Origin of the sequence: Pedobacter suwonensis, from assembly GCF_007833675.1 — a bacterium.
GTDB classification, from domain to species: Bacteria; Bacteroidota; Bacteroidia; order Sphingobacteriales; family Sphingobacteriaceae; genus Pedobacter; species Pedobacter suwonensis.
Genome location: NZ_CP031708.1, coordinates 5,621,466 through 5,634,474 on the forward strand (window position 1 = coordinate 5,621,466; position 13,009 = coordinate 5,634,474).

At 38.7% G+C, this 13,009-nt stretch carries 13 protein-coding genes; 10 read left to right on the forward strand and 3 right to left on the reverse strand.

Annotated elements, in window-relative coordinates:
* The first annotated feature begins 13 nt into the window (after positions 1–13).
* From DV942_RS23050 to DV942_RS23090, 9 genes are all read left to right on the forward strand, one after another.
* Entirely contained in the window at positions 14–607 is a 594-nt protein-coding gene (locus DV942_RS23050; protein WP_145861414.1) for an LOG family protein, read from the forward strand.
* Between the two features lie 102 nt (positions 608–709).
* The gene (locus DV942_RS23055) at positions 710–1,171 is read left to right on the forward strand and encodes a MaoC family dehydratase (RefSeq protein WP_145861416.1); all 462 of its coding nucleotides are present in this window, start codon (positions 710–712) and stop codon (positions 1,169–1,171) included.
* 59 nt (positions 1,172–1,230) lie between these two features.
* The gene (locus DV942_RS23060) at positions 1,231–1,770 is read left to right on the forward strand and encodes a hypothetical protein (RefSeq protein ID WP_145861418.1); all 540 of its coding nucleotides are present in this window, start codon (positions 1,231–1,233) and stop codon (positions 1,768–1,770) included.
* 492 nt (positions 1,771–2,262) lie between these two features.
* Positions 2,263–3,891: an acyl-CoA carboxylase subunit beta gene (locus DV942_RS23065; protein ID WP_145861420.1), complete on the forward strand. Its 1,629-nt coding sequence runs from the start codon at positions 2,263–2,265 to the stop codon at positions 3,889–3,891.
* 95 nt (positions 3,892–3,986) lie between these two features.
* Positions 3,987–4,631, forward strand: coding sequence for a putative polyvalent protein kinase domain-containing protein (locus tag DV942_RS23070; RefSeq protein WP_222431137.1), 645 nt, complete (start codon positions 3,987–3,989; stop codon positions 4,629–4,631).
* Between the two features lie 192 nt (positions 4,632–4,823).
* On the forward strand, positions 4,824–5,780 hold the full coding sequence (gene trxB, locus DV942_RS23075) for a thioredoxin-disulfide reductase (RefSeq protein ID WP_090987376.1): 957 nt from the start codon (positions 4,824–4,826) through the stop codon (positions 5,778–5,780).
* A 632-nt stretch (positions 5,781–6,412) separates the two neighbouring features.
* The gene (locus tag DV942_RS23080) at positions 6,413–8,323 is read left to right on the forward strand and encodes a beta-N-acetylhexosaminidase (RefSeq protein WP_145861423.1); all 1,911 of its coding nucleotides are present in this window, start codon (positions 6,413–6,415) and stop codon (positions 8,321–8,323) included.
* 63 nt (positions 8,324–8,386) lie between these two features.
* Positions 8,387–8,980 carry a hypothetical protein gene (locus DV942_RS23085; RefSeq protein ID WP_145861425.1) on the forward strand — a complete coding sequence of 198 codons (594 nt, stop codon included), beginning with the start codon at positions 8,387–8,389 and terminating at the stop codon, positions 8,978–8,980.
* 370 nt (positions 8,981–9,350) lie between these two features.
* On the forward strand, positions 9,351–9,731 hold the full coding sequence (locus tag DV942_RS23090) for a diacylglycerol kinase family protein (protein ID WP_145861426.1): 381 nt from the start codon (positions 9,351–9,353) through the stop codon (positions 9,729–9,731).
* On the opposite strand, the gene DV942_RS23095 is transcribed toward DV942_RS23090, so the two are convergent.
* The 3 genes from DV942_RS23095 to DV942_RS23105 all read right to left on the reverse strand — a co-directional run bounded on the left by DV942_RS23095 (position 9,714) and on the right by DV942_RS23105 (position 11,475).
* Positions 9,714–10,286 (reverse strand): DUF922 domain-containing protein, encoded by a 573-nt coding sequence (locus tag DV942_RS23095; RefSeq protein WP_145861428.1) that lies wholly within the window; start codon positions 10,284–10,286, stop codon positions 9,714–9,716. The two genes, DV942_RS23090 and DV942_RS23095, sit on opposite strands and share 18 nt — an antisense overlap.
* A gap of 105 nt (positions 10,287–10,391) precedes the next feature.
* A complete protein-coding gene (locus DV942_RS23100) occupies positions 10,392–10,991 on the reverse strand; it encodes a hypothetical protein (protein WP_145861431.1) in 600 nt (199 codons plus the stop codon).
* On the reverse strand, positions 10,978–11,475 hold the full coding sequence (locus tag DV942_RS23105; protein WP_039476083.1) for an RNA polymerase sigma factor: 498 nt from the start codon (positions 11,473–11,475) through the stop codon (positions 10,978–10,980). Before DV942_RS23105 ends, DV942_RS23100 begins: the two co-directional genes overlap by 14 nt.
* Before the next feature lie 157 nt (positions 11,476–11,632).
* On the opposite strand from DV942_RS23105, the gene DV942_RS23110 reads away from it, so the two are divergent.
* The gene (locus DV942_RS23110) at positions 11,633–13,006 is read left to right on the forward strand and encodes a dicarboxylate/amino acid:cation symporter (RefSeq protein ID WP_145861433.1); all 1,374 of its coding nucleotides are present in this window, start codon (positions 11,633–11,635) and stop codon (positions 13,004–13,006) included.
* Positions 13,007–13,009: the final 3 nt, after the last annotated feature.

Below are 13,009 nucleotides of genomic sequence, written 5' to 3' on the forward strand. Positions count from 1 at the left end.
AATTTTTTAATGAATGAATAAGCTTAATTCCGTTTGTGTGTACTGCGGCTCAAACTTTAATGGGGATGCAACTTTGCGTGATGCAATAAAGCAGTTGGCAGAAACACTGGTAAAACAACAGATCAGATTGGTTTATGGAGGAGGAAGTGTTGGTGTAATGGGACTAATAGCCAATGATGTGCTGGAATTGGGCGGCCTGGTTACAGGGGTAATTCCTCAATTTTTAATGGATAAGGAAGTTGGACACCAGGGTTTGACAGAAATGCTGGTGACCGAAAATATGCACCAGCGAAAACAGAAAATGGCTGATTTGAGCGATGGTTTTATAATATTACCTGGTGGATTTGGTACATTGGAGGAATTTTTTGAAGTATTAACCTGGTTACAGCTCGGTCTGCACCATAAACCGATCGGTGTATTGAATGTGGATGGTTTTTACGATCCCTTGTTTGCCCAAATGGATATGATGGTGAAAAGTAAATTTCTGAAGCCAGCCAATCGGGATTTAGTATTTAATGAAGCTAAAGCCGAAACTTTAATTAATAAAATGGATGATTTTTCAGCTATTCCAGATGAGGTCTGGTTCAGAGAAAGAAATTTGAGTTAGGAGAAGTATCGAGTAGAAGTATCAATTAGGGAGCATCAAGTAAGACTAAGAAATTATCAATCCGCCATACGCAAAACGCCTGGCGCCAAACATACATAACAAATGCAAATTATCACCTCGCACGCAGAATTTGAACAATACCTGGGAAAAGAATTAGGAGTTTCTTCGTGGCATACCATTACGCAAGATCAGATTAACAAATTTGCAGATGCCACATTAGATCATCAGTGGATTCATGTTGATGAAGAAAGAGCACAAAATGAAGGCCCCTTTAAGGCAACTATAGCGCATGGTTATTTAACGCTTTCGTTAATCCCGTATCTCTGGAAAGAAATTGTTGATATCCAGAACTTAAAAATGGAGATCAATTATGGGATAGAAAGTTTAAGGTTTGCACAGGCCGTAACCGTAAACAGTAAGGTAAGATTAAAAGCTAAACTGGCTTCAATTATCAATCTCCGTGGTGTAACCAAAGTTAATATGGCTATCGAAATGGAAATTGAAGGCCAGAAAAAACCTGCATTTAGCGGAGAGGTCGTTTTCTTGTATCATTTTATAAGCTAATTATTGATTGCGGAGCGGATTGTTTATATTTAATGGTTAAATAAGAAACAGATTCGCTTATGATCCAAAGCAAGAAATCCCTGGGCTACATTTTTATTAGCCTGATTATCCTGTCCTGTCAAACCAATAAAGAGCAGCAATTGGCAGCTGATTCCTATTTACCGATGCAGATTGGTAATTTATGGTACATGAATGCGCAATCCTATACCGAAATTCAGGATAGCGTTCGGATTAATAACAAGCTTTTTTATAAGTTCTATTCTTTGGTAGGAGGCGATGCAGTCAGCACCGTCTACTTAAGGATAGATGAGCATAACAGATTGATCGAGGGCTATCCCGATAGTCCTTTGAAAACATACACCAGAGCAGATTTTTCTGCAAAGAAAGGCGATAAGTTTTTCACCACAGGTGAAAAAGATGAAAATGATAACGAAGTAACTGTAGTTCAAAAATCAGATCATGAAATCACTTTCTCGTTTGATCCGATTTATCATCCGAATTTAAAAGGCCACCCCACACAGGTAAAATATATAAAAGGTAAAGGCTGGGCCGAACAATACCAGAAAATCAAGATTAATGGTGTGGTTTATCAAGAATAAACAAGACAATTTACCACAGAGCACACGGAGTTTTACACAAAGTGGTCCGGGCCATAATAGCTTTTTTATTCTTAGGGTCTTTTCTAGTAATTTCTGTGATTAAAACTTAGCGTTTCAAAATGTACATATATACCCTTTTGCTCTCTGTGTTAAAACACTAATGTATTTTGCGGTTAAAAAAGCCACGGAAGTACGGAAAACACGGAAGATGCTTAACTCAACTTTGTGACCTCTGTGCTTTTTCTTTGTGATCTCTGTGTTAAAACACTAATGTATTTTGCGGTTAAAAAGCGACCAAAGCACAGAAAATACTAAGATGCTAAACTCAACTCTGTTTCCTCTGTACTTTTATCTCTTTGATCTTTGTGTTTAAAACACTTCACGTATTCTTTGCAGTTAAAAAAATGGCGTCCTTTGTAGTTAAACCAGGTGCTAGACCAGAAACCATTTTGGTCAATACCATTTTTCTAAAATTAAATTTAAATTGCCTCCATGAATATCGAATTCAATAAAAATGAGGATGTAAATAAGCAGTTGGTGTACGAACTGAAAACCAGACTTAAAAAAGTATACCAGGGCGGTGGCGAAAAAAATGCTGCAAAACAAAAAGAAAAGGGTAAGCTGCTGGCCCGTGAGCGGATTGCCTATTTAATTGATAAAGATTCTGATTTTTTAGAAGTCGGAGCCTTTACTGCTGATGGCATGTACGCCGAGCAGGGGGGATGCCCTTCGGCTGGCGTGGTGTGTGGCATTGGTTATGTGAGTGGCCGGCAATGTATGATTGTGGCTAATGATGCGACCGTAAAAGCAGGTGCCTGGTTCCCGATGACAGCCAAGAAGAACCTGCGTGCACAAGAAATTGCCATGGAAAACCGCTTGCCGGTAATTTATTTGGTTGACAGTGCTGGTGTTTACCTGCCCATGCAAGATGAAATTTTTCCCGATAAAGAGCATTTCGGCAGGATGTTCCGTAACAATGCCATCATGTCTTCAGAAGGTATTGTACAGATTTCGGCCATTATGGGGGCTTGTGTTGCAGGAGGTGCCTATTTACCCATTATGAGCGATGAAGCCATGATTATAGATAAAACCGGCTCGGTATTTTTAGCGGGGTCTTATCTCGTTAAATCGGCCATAGGCGAAGAAGTAGATAACGAAACGTTAGGCGGTGCAACTACACACTGCGAAATTTCAGGTGTTACCGATTACAAACATCCCAACGATCAGGCCTGTTTAGATAGCATTAAAAACATCATGAGTATGCTGGGTGCTCCTCAAATTGCTGGTTTCGATCGTATTACCCCAGTTAAACCAAAAGAAAAAGAAGAGGAATTGTACGGCATTTTCCCCGAAAACCGAGATAAACCTTACGAAATGATGGATATTATTAACCGCTTGGTTGATGGATCCGAATTCGAAGAATATAAGAAAGGCTACGGACAAAGTATTGTTTGTGGTTTAGGCCGTATTGATGGCTGGGCCGTAGGTATTGTGGCCAATCAGCGTAAAGTGGTGAAATCGAAAAAAGGGGAGATGCAGTTCGGAGGGGTAATCTATTCCGATAGTGCCGATAAGGCAAGCCGTTTTATCATGAATTGTAACCAGAAAAAAATCCCTTTGGTTTTTCTGCAGGATGTGACTGGTTTTATGGTAGGCAGTCGCTCTGAACATGGCGGTATCATTAAAGACGGAGCCAAAATGGTTAATGCTGTTGCCAATTCGGTAGTGCCTAAATTTACAATCGTGTTGGGCAATTCTTATGGTGCCGGTAACTATGCCATGTGTGGTAAAGCCTATGACCCGCGTTTAATTTACGCATGGCCTACCGCAAAAATTGCCGTGATGGGAGGCTCACAGGCCGCTAAAACCCTTTTGCAAATTCAGGAAGCATCTTTAAAAGCTAAAGGCGAAGTAATTACGCCAGAAAAACAAGCTGAGCTGTTGAAAGAGATAACCGATAAATATGATAGCCAGACTACGCCTTACTATGCTGCATCGCGACTTTGGGTTGACGGCATTATCGATCCACTTGAAACCAGAAAGGTCATTTCGATGGGCATTGAGGCAGCCAATCAATCACCGATTACCAAAAAATTTAGTGTCGGAGTAATTCAGACTTAAAATGCGATAACTTCTTTGAAGATGATAGCGGTAAGAAGAATCAATGCTAGAAGTATGATTAGAATTTTATTAGTATCTTTGTACACACCATTTTAATGAAGAATATTAAAAATGAATTACAAAATATCATTATTGGAGATGGATCAATTGGCTCAACAAGCCAACTCAAAAAAGTGCAAAATTTCCTTAGAAGAAATGAGAAAACAGGCCTCAGATCTAAAGAACAAAAGCATTTCAAAAGTGAAGAAAAAGTCAATCTGATTAACTTTGCCCTAAAAGAAAATCTATTTTATTCGGCCGAAATTTCTGAAGATAAATTTATTAGCGCCGGAGCAGAGCAAAGAGTCTATTATTATGATGATTTTCATGTAATTAAAATTAATGATTCAATATTTTATGAATCTTGGTTTGATTACTTTAATAGTTTGCTTATTCACAATTATTTTTTTAAATCTTCCGCTTACGAATTATTGGGTTTTAAAGTTATTAACGAAATACTCTATGCCGTAATTAAGCAAGAATTTATTAAATCAACAGAAGTTGCTGATTTGAATGTAGTTAAACAGTTTTTATCTTATAATTTATTCGAGAATAACCGAAACCATGACTATGTAAACCGCAGTTTGGGTATTCTTTTGGAAGATTTACATGATGAAAACGTATTGTCAAAAGATGGAATTTTATATTTTATTGATACTATATTTTATTTAACTCCAGAATTTTTTGCTGAAAGCAATTAGTCTAACAACAGCGCGTGGAATTATTTAAATGTTTAGATCTTATTTAACAACTTGGTATTTGGTTTAAAGCCGTTGGCTTTGCTATCAAACAACATGTTAATAAGTAAACTATGTTGACAATGTGCGCTTGTTAACAATTATTTAAAGCATTAAATTTGCGCTACGATTAATGAATTTCAAACATATTATATAATGTCACAAGAAAACGAACACGTTCAGTGTTTAATTATAGGTTCAGGTCCTGCAGGTTATACTGCTGCAATTTACGCTGCCAGAGCTGATTTAAAACCAATCATGTATACTGGTATGCAAGCTGGCGGACAGCTTACTCAAACTACAGATGTAGAAAATTTCCCTGGCTACCCGCAAGGAATTATGGGGCCCGAAATGATGGAAGATTTCCGTAAGCAAGCCGAACGTTTCGGAACCGATATCCGTTTCGGTTATGTAAGCTCTGTAGATTTCTCTTCAACCCCTCATAAAGTAGTAGTTGACGAAATTAAAACCATTACTGCTGATACTGTAATTATTGCAACCGGTGCTACGGCAAAATGGTTGGGTTTACCGAGCGAGCAACAATACAATGGCTTCGGTGTTTCTGCCTGTGCCGTTTGCGATGGTTTCTTCTTCAAAGGTCAGGATGTAGCCATTGTAGGTGCCGGCGATACCGCTGCAGAAGAAGCAACTTACTTAGCCAAACTTTGTAAAACAGTGCATTTGCTGGTTCGCCGCGATGAATTCAGGGCATCAAAAGCAATGGTTAGCCGCGTGTTAGCTACTCCTAACATTATTGTACACTACAATACCGAAACGCAGGAAATTTTGGGTAACGGTAAAAATGTAACAGCAGTAAAAGTAATCAATAACAAAACAGGTGTTGAATCTGATATTGCTGTTGAAGGTTTCTTTGTGGCTATTGGCCATAAACCGAACACAGATATTTTTAAAGGACAACTTGATATGGATGAGACGGGTTATTTAACCACTAAACCAGGTTCTACTTTAACCAATATCGAAGGTGTGTTTGCTTGTGGTGATGTGCAGGACATGTATTACAGACAAGCAGTAACCGCTGCAGGTTCTGGTTGTATGGCTGCACTTGATGCCGAAAGGTATTTGGCTGCTAAAGAGCATCCCGTAGAAGCTTAAGCGTAATTTCAAAATATTTTAATAAAGAGAAATCAGTAATGGTTTCTCTTTTTTATAATGGCTGCCTCAAAATAGTTCAGCTGGCCATATTACCTAAACCTAAGATAGAATCGTCATCTAGACTGGAACGCAGTGAAATGGAGAGACCTATCGGTAAAGTTATCTTTTTTAATGTTTTTGGAAAGCAATTGCAGTAGTGCTTTTTAAAGTTCGTCCTGCTTTTTATTACAACTCCGCACTCGTACCTCGTTTGCGTGTTTCCATTACATCCGATAGCGATCGGATCAGGTTTAAGTACTAAGGTTCCTGCTGCTATTCATGTTTAATAGCGAGGTTTTTAATCAGTTCTCCTACGTTTGACAAAAAAGTAGTCATTATCTACGAAAATTCAGCGAAATGAAGAGATCTGTCCCTTGGCAATATCACTACATAAATTTGGCTTTGCTAAGCAATCCAGGTTTCCGGCTTTCTTAAAATCCATATAACAACTTCTTCATGCTAAGAATTTATGTTCTTTTGCAGTGCAGTCAAACGGTTGATCTGTATTGTAACAAGAATGTGGGATTTGTAATTTCTCCATAATCTCTATCTTGGTTCAAATAATTAGTTTAAGCTATAAATCAATACAAAAAATGAACAAAGCATTATCGGTTTTTATTGGAGTATTAATCAGTACAGGTGCATTTGCGCAGCGCGATCCTAATATGGGCATTATACCTGCACCGGTAGCCATTACGAGGGCAAGCGGAAGTTTTGAATTGGATAAAACCACAGTTTTAGTCAATCAAAGCATTGATGGAGCAAAGATGGCTGATTTATTAAATGCTTTTGTGGTGAACAAGGCAGGCTTCGCCCTGCGCGAAACTAAAATTACCCAACCTAACCAAAAGGCCATTATTTTAACTTCTGTAGGTGCGGATCAATTGCCAGCTGAAGGATATACCATTAAAGTTACCCCGAAACAGATTGTTTTAACCGGAAAAGGTGCGGGGTTGTTTTATGCCGTTCAATCGGCTATGCAGATGATGCCAGATAAAGCTGCCGATAAAATTACCATTCCTGCGGTTAGTATCAATGACTATCCACGTTTTGCCTATCGTGGAACAATGCTCGACGTAAGTCGTCATTTTTTTCCGGTTTCTTTTATCAAAAAATATATTGATCAGCTGGCTTATTATAAAATCAATACTTTTCACTGGCATTTAACTGATGATCAGGGCTGGAGATTGGAAATAAAAAAATACCCTAAACTCACCGAAATCGGTTCATCGCGTAATGGTACCATCATAGGCAATTATCCGGGTAATGGAAATTACCTGACGCCGGTGAAAGGTTTCTACACACAGGAAGAAGCCAAAGAAATTGTTAAATACGCTGCTGCTAAATACATCACCGTAATCCCCGAAATTGAATTGCCCGGTCATGCATCTGCCGCTATTGCTTCATACCCGGAATTGAGCTGTTTCCCTGATCGCGATACTTTTATCAGCGATAAAACGCCTTGGGCAGGTAGTCGAAAAGGCAAGCAAGTACAGCAAACCTGGGGTGTTTTTGATGATATTTTCGTCCCATCGGCCAATACTTTTACCATGCTGAATAATATCCTTGATGAAGTAATCGATATTTTTCCTTCAAAATATATCCATATCGGTGGCGATGAAGCGCCAAAAACCTATTGGAAAGAATCGCCGTTTTGCCAGGCTTTAATGAAAGAAAAAGGCTTGAAGGACGAGCATGAATTACAAAGCTATTTTATTCAGACAATAGAGAAACATGTAAATGGCAGAGGCCGTTCTATTATTGGCTGGGATGAGATTTTAGAAGGAGGTTTGGCGCCAAATGCTACAGTAATGAGCTGGAGGGGTGAAGACGGCGGTATTGCTGCGGCACAACAAAACCATGATGTAATCATGACACCGGGTTCAATGGGTTTGTATATCGATCACAAACAATCTAATTCTCCTGATGAGCCGGTTACCATTGGTGGTTTTGCGCCGTACCAAAAAATATATGCTTATGATCCGATTCCAAAAGTGCTTACTGCCGATCAGCGAAAATATATTAAAGGCGTACAGGCCAATATGTGGACAGAGTATATTAAAACTACTGCAAAAGCTGAAAATCATGCTTTCCCACGCCTATTGGCTTTAGCAGAAATTGCGTGGTCGCCGCTTGAGCGCAAAGATTTAAAAAACTTTAGCGAAGAGCGCTTACCGGTGCATTTGGCCCGCCTGGATAAAATGGGGATCAACTTTTGGGTACCAACTCCAATTGGCCTAAGTGATCAACCTTTAACGGGCGGTGAATTTACCATTGATTTAAAAGCACCGGTTTTAGGAAGCAAGATTTATTATTCAATTGATCTATCGCGCCCTTCGGAAAACGCTTTTTTATACAACGGTCCTGTAAAAATTACGGTTCCGAAAGGCGAGAAGAGGGTTTTAAAAACCATTGTTATTGCCCCAAGCGGTAGAAGAAGTGTAACTACCGAAACGGTTTTAAATAACGGTGCCCCTGAAGTTAAAGCAGAGGCGAAGAAATAAAAATAAATTGCTTTGATAGGCTAAAATCCTTAATTTGGGACAACCAAAATATCCCAAACTAAAATGAAATTACAGAAATATACATTACAGCATCTCCTGTGCATTACGGGGATGCTGTTTTGTTTAGCATGCAGCGAAGAGAAGCCTAAAGAAATCAGAACTGAAACCGTAAAAGTGCAAAATCCTTTTCGTTTTTATAAGGATATTGAAGTAAAACCCGGATTAAATTTTGAAATCTTAAGCTGGGGTAAAGGTGTCGATTCTATTGGCGGTTACCAGATGTTAATGTCTGATTCGATCCATAATCATTACCGGTCGGCAGCTGTTGATCGCAAAGGTATTATTACTGATGCCTGGAATATGGATTTGGATAATGATGGAAATCCGGAATTATATATACAGCTGGTGAGTAAAAAAACAGTTTCCGATCTCAATGTATTTGAATATGCGGGCGGCGATTTTAATAAAATCAGTTTTCCTTCTTTAAACGCAAATCAAAAGAAAGGTTATAGAGGTGATGATAAATTTTTTATCAAAAATGGCGACCTTTTTCGTTCGTTTCCTGTAAAGGATAGCGGAGATAGTACTAAAACCATCACCAAAACTTACCAGTACAGGTTAAGCGGTAATAGTTTTTCGACGAGCGAGGTGAAGTAAGGGTATCGATGTATCCGTCATTTCGAGCGAAGTGCAGCGTAGTTGAGAAATCTTCCTTGACTTAGATCTCTCCACTCCGCTATGCTAAGGAGATGACACATCATGCACTATATCCTCTTGAAGAATAATTTATTGTATAAAATCAATGTGATTGACAGATAAATTTTAAGTAGATAGTGTCCCTCTAGAGATCGTCATTCCCAACTTGATTGGGAATCTTAATGCAAGTGTTTTTAAGATTCCCGCATGCGCGAGATCGGATAGCTATCGGATGACGAACACTATAATAATTGTCATGCTGAACTTGTTTCAGCATCTATTATATCATCGGATCCTGAACTGAATTCAGGATGACGGATTTTAATAAAAAATGAACAACGAAAAATTTTCCATTATCAATCGACTTAAAAGTTTTAAATATGCTTTTCAGGGCTTAAAACTCTTTTTTATTAATGATCATAATGGGAGAATTCATCTTTTTGCAGCAGTTATTGCTATTGGCCTTTCTTTTTACCTTAAACTTTCTGCTTTAGAATGGATCTCCATTTTGGGGGTTATTTCGGCCGTTATTGTTGCCGAAATTTTAAATGCTGGCATTGAAAAGCTTGCTGATGTGGTTTCGCCGGGTTTTCATCCTAAAATTAAAATCGTAAAAGACCTGGCCGCTGCTGCGGTTTTGGTTGCTGCGGGTTTAGCTTTAGCGGTTGGGGCCATTATATTTATCCCGAAATTATTATTTCTGCAGCGCTAATGTAGCCGTTCTCGATTCCTCCATTTTATCTTCAATAATCCGGTCCCAGCGGGCCTGCATTTTATGGTTGCTGCCATGTTCGGTTTCCTCATCGTAATTACGTTGCATGGTATCGAAATAACTGCTGATCTGGTTGGCCAGTTCGGCTATCTGGGCTTTATAGTTGCTAACGGAATAATTCCGGTTTTTTAGCACCCTTTCAGCTTCAGAGAGCAAAATGTATTGAATATTTACATGTCCCTGTTCGTGGTGCAATAAGCTCGCCCTTACTTCAGGATCTTTAATCTTATCCCACTTCACCCAGGAACGGTTTTTATCAATCCGCACTTCATTTTTAAGCTTAATCACTACACGGTTTCGATATATGGTACTGTTGTAACTATATTCCCAGGTCATTGCCGTTAAGGCAATAAATGGCGAACGTTCATCAGCTTTGCCTTTAAAATAAGTTTCCCAGTTCAGTTTTACGGGCTGGGTAAAATCCTGTTTAAAAGCAAAAGAGAAAGGCAGTAACAGCAATAATAATATCGGAATGATCAGTTTTTTCAATGCCATAATTTTTTTAACGGTATCACAGCCTGATTTTTCATTGCCATTCAGGCCAATCAAATCATCAGGATTTGTGTGTCAAATTTTACTACGAAAAAACCGTGCCTAAAATTATTCGGGAGTAGAAATCTGGCCGCTAATACGCTCGAATTTTTCGATTAGCAAGGCAATCCGCTCTTTTTCTCTTTTTATTACAGCTTTGCGTAAAATGGTTGAGCAGAAAATAATCCACAATGCTGTTAAACCAATGGCAACCACTTTCTGTATGGTGCTAAAGTATGCCAGTATTTCTACAAAATAAAATATTAAACCTAAGGAAAGGGCTATAGCATAAAACCAGTAAAGTGAGTTGTATAGTTTGTAACGATTTAACTGATAGGTTTTTAAGGTGTTTAAAAATTCATTCGGATGGGCGGTGAAATCATTTTTGGCAATTAAACGGTAATCCCGGTAAAGGATTAAGGTATACACACCAATGGCAATAATGGTAATGCTGATCCCTACGTGCGTGGTCCACGATTCGAAATGGAAAAATATCCATAGGGCAGCAATGGCGATGAAAGACAGCAGCATACCCCCAATATTTAAGGCCGATTTCAGCTTTAATCCATTTACTTCTTTCTTCGCTTGTTGCAACATTTCGTCAGCAGAAACCTTAACTTCTACCTCATGTTTTTGCCACAACTCCTGTATTTGATCAAACGCTTGCATACTGGCTATATAATTCTGTTAATTTTTGTTTAATGCGATGAATTTTTACCCTTAAGTTGCCTTCACTAATACCCGAAATGTCGGCAATTTCGTGATATGGCAGTTCATCCAGTACCATGGTAATAATTAAACGGTCATTCTCTTCAAGTTTAGAAATACATTTATAAAGCAAGGCTACCTGTTCGTTTTTCTCCGAAAATTCTTCCACTTTATTTTCGATAATGTTATCCGTTAACTCATCTTTTGCCTGTCTCTTTTCCGATCTCAGGTAAGTTAAACAGGTATTTACCGCGATACGATAAATCCACGTTGAAATCAAAGATTTATTGCGGAATTTATCGAGATTTTGCCAGACCTTTAAAAAAGTTTCCTGTAGAAGATCATTTGCGGCGTCAGTATCGCCGGTATAACCATAACATAAATGGAATATTTTTTTGGAATTCGAATCGAAGATCTGCTTGAATAACTTGTCTTTTTGTTCCATTTAGGGGCTGTCGTTGCGTTTTAGATGTTGATACACATTTTTTGTTACACAGGAATTCCAAAATAATATATTTTTGAAGCCTCCTGATATCAAAATTGGTTACAAGCCGTAAATATCGTAGTTTTACCGAATTAAGTTGCCACAAACTTTTTTATTCATGAAGAAAAACAGACTCACGCTTTTTATTTTTATAGCGCTGATTGCAGGAATTGCATTGGGGTATTTTTTAAACGTAAATGCTATTAATGTTTACAACCAGAACATACTGAATGCTGATGCCAGGGTTAAAAGCATAGAAGTTAATATTGCAAAATCAACTGATACCACGAGCGCGGTTTATACCCAGCTTAAAGCAGATAAAAAGGCTGCCGCTAAGATCAAAAAAGAAAACGAGACCATCAGGGAGAAAAAACTGGAGTTTTTCACCTTGTTAAGTGATATTTTTCTACGCCTGATTAAAATGATTGTTGCCCCGTTAGTATTTACTACACTGGTTGTTGGAGTAGCAAAAGTAGGCGATATCAAAGCTGTTGGCCGTATAGGAGGTAAAACATTGGGTTGGTTTTTAACCATGTCGTTAATGTCGCTTGTGTTAGGGATGATCCTGGTAAATTTGTTTGAACCTGGTAAGCACATGAAGTTATCATTGCCCGATCATCTGGTTGATACCGGGATCCAGAAGGCAGCCATGAGTGTTAAGGATTTTATAGCGCATGTATTTCCGAAAAGTATTGCCGAATCAATGGCTACCAATGAGATTTTACAGATTGTAGTATTCTCTTTGTTTTTTGGGGTGGCTACAGCAGCTATTGGTGATATGGGACAGATTGTAATCAAAGCGTTTGATGCCATTGCGCACGTGATCCTGAAGATGACAGGCTATGTAATGAACTTTGCCCCGCTTGCCGTATTTGGAGCCATGACGGCTATTATTGCCAAACAGGGTTTAAGTGTGCTGAATACTTATGCCATTTTTATTGGCGAATTTTACTTTGGTTTAATCATTTTGTGGGGAGTATTGATCTTTCTGGGGTTCCTGATATTGAAAAAACGGATTTTCCGTTTGGTAAACGATATGAAAGAGCCTGCCCTTTTAGCTTTTAGTACGGCTAGCAGCGAAGCAGCCTATCCCAAAACCATGATGCTTTTGGAGCGTTTCGGCTGCAAGGATAAAATTGTAAGCTTCGTGCTGCCTTTGGGTTATTCATTCAATTTAGATGGATCAATGATGTATATGACCTTTGCTTCGTTATTTATAGCCCAGGCTTATGGCATTCATTTAAGTTTTGAACAACAAATTTCGATGCTTTTGATTTTGATGTTAACCAGTAAAGGAATTGCAGGCGTACCAAGAGCATCATTGGTTGTAATCGCTGGTACCATTGCCAGTTTTAATATTCCTGAAGCAGGTTTGGCGTTGTTAATCGGTATTGATCCGCTATTGGATATGGGTCGTTCGGCAACCAATGTGGTGGGGAACAGTATTGCAACGGCTGTAGTAAGTAAATGGGAAGGGGAGTTGAAGGAGTAGGTA

Excerpts from the sequence above, each read along its gene's own strand:
- DV942_RS23085 (WP_145861425.1), top strand. The coding sequence starts at position 8,387 with ATGAAATTACAGAAATATACATTACAGCATCTCCTGTGCATTACGGGG.
- DV942_RS23110 (WP_145861433.1), top strand. The coding sequence starts at position 11,633 with ATGAAGAAAAACAGACTCACGCTTTTTATTTTTATAGCGCTGATTGCA.
- DV942_RS23060 (WP_145861418.1), top strand. The coding sequence starts at position 1,231 with ATGATCCAAAGCAAGAAATCCCTGGGCTACATTTTTATTAGCCTGATT.
- DV942_RS23070 (WP_222431137.1), top strand. The coding sequence starts at position 3,987 with ATGAAGAATATTAAAAATGAATTACAAAATATCATTATTGGAGATGGA.
- DV942_RS23050 (WP_145861414.1), top strand. The coding sequence starts at position 14 with ATGAATAAGCTTAATTCCGTTTGTGTGTACTGCGGCTCAAACTTTAAT.
- DV942_RS23090 (WP_145861426.1), top strand. The coding sequence starts at position 9,351 with ATGAACAACGAAAAATTTTCCATTATCAATCGACTTAAAAGTTTTAAA.
- DV942_RS23080 (WP_145861423.1), top strand. The coding sequence starts at position 6,413 with ATGAACAAAGCATTATCGGTTTTTATTGGAGTATTAATCAGTACAGGT.
- DV942_RS23095 (WP_145861428.1), bottom strand. The coding sequence starts at position 10,286 with ATGGCATTGAAAAAACTGATCATTCCGATATTATTATTGCTGTTACTG.
- trxB (WP_090987376.1), top strand. The coding sequence starts at position 4,824 with ATGTCACAAGAAAACGAACACGTTCAGTGTTTAATTATAGGTTCAGGT.
- DV942_RS23105 (WP_039476083.1), bottom strand. The coding sequence starts at position 11,475 with ATGGAACAAAAAGACAAGTTATTCAAGCAGATCTTCGATTCGAATTCC.
- DV942_RS23055 (WP_145861416.1), top strand. The coding sequence starts at position 710 with ATGCAAATTATCACCTCGCACGCAGAATTTGAACAATACCTGGGAAAA.
- DV942_RS23100 (WP_145861431.1), bottom strand. The coding sequence starts at position 10,991 with ATGCAAGCGTTTGATCAAATACAGGAGTTGTGGCAAAAACATGAGGTA.
- DV942_RS23065 (WP_145861420.1), top strand. The coding sequence starts at position 2,263 with ATGAATATCGAATTCAATAAAAATGAGGATGTAAATAAGCAGTTGGTG.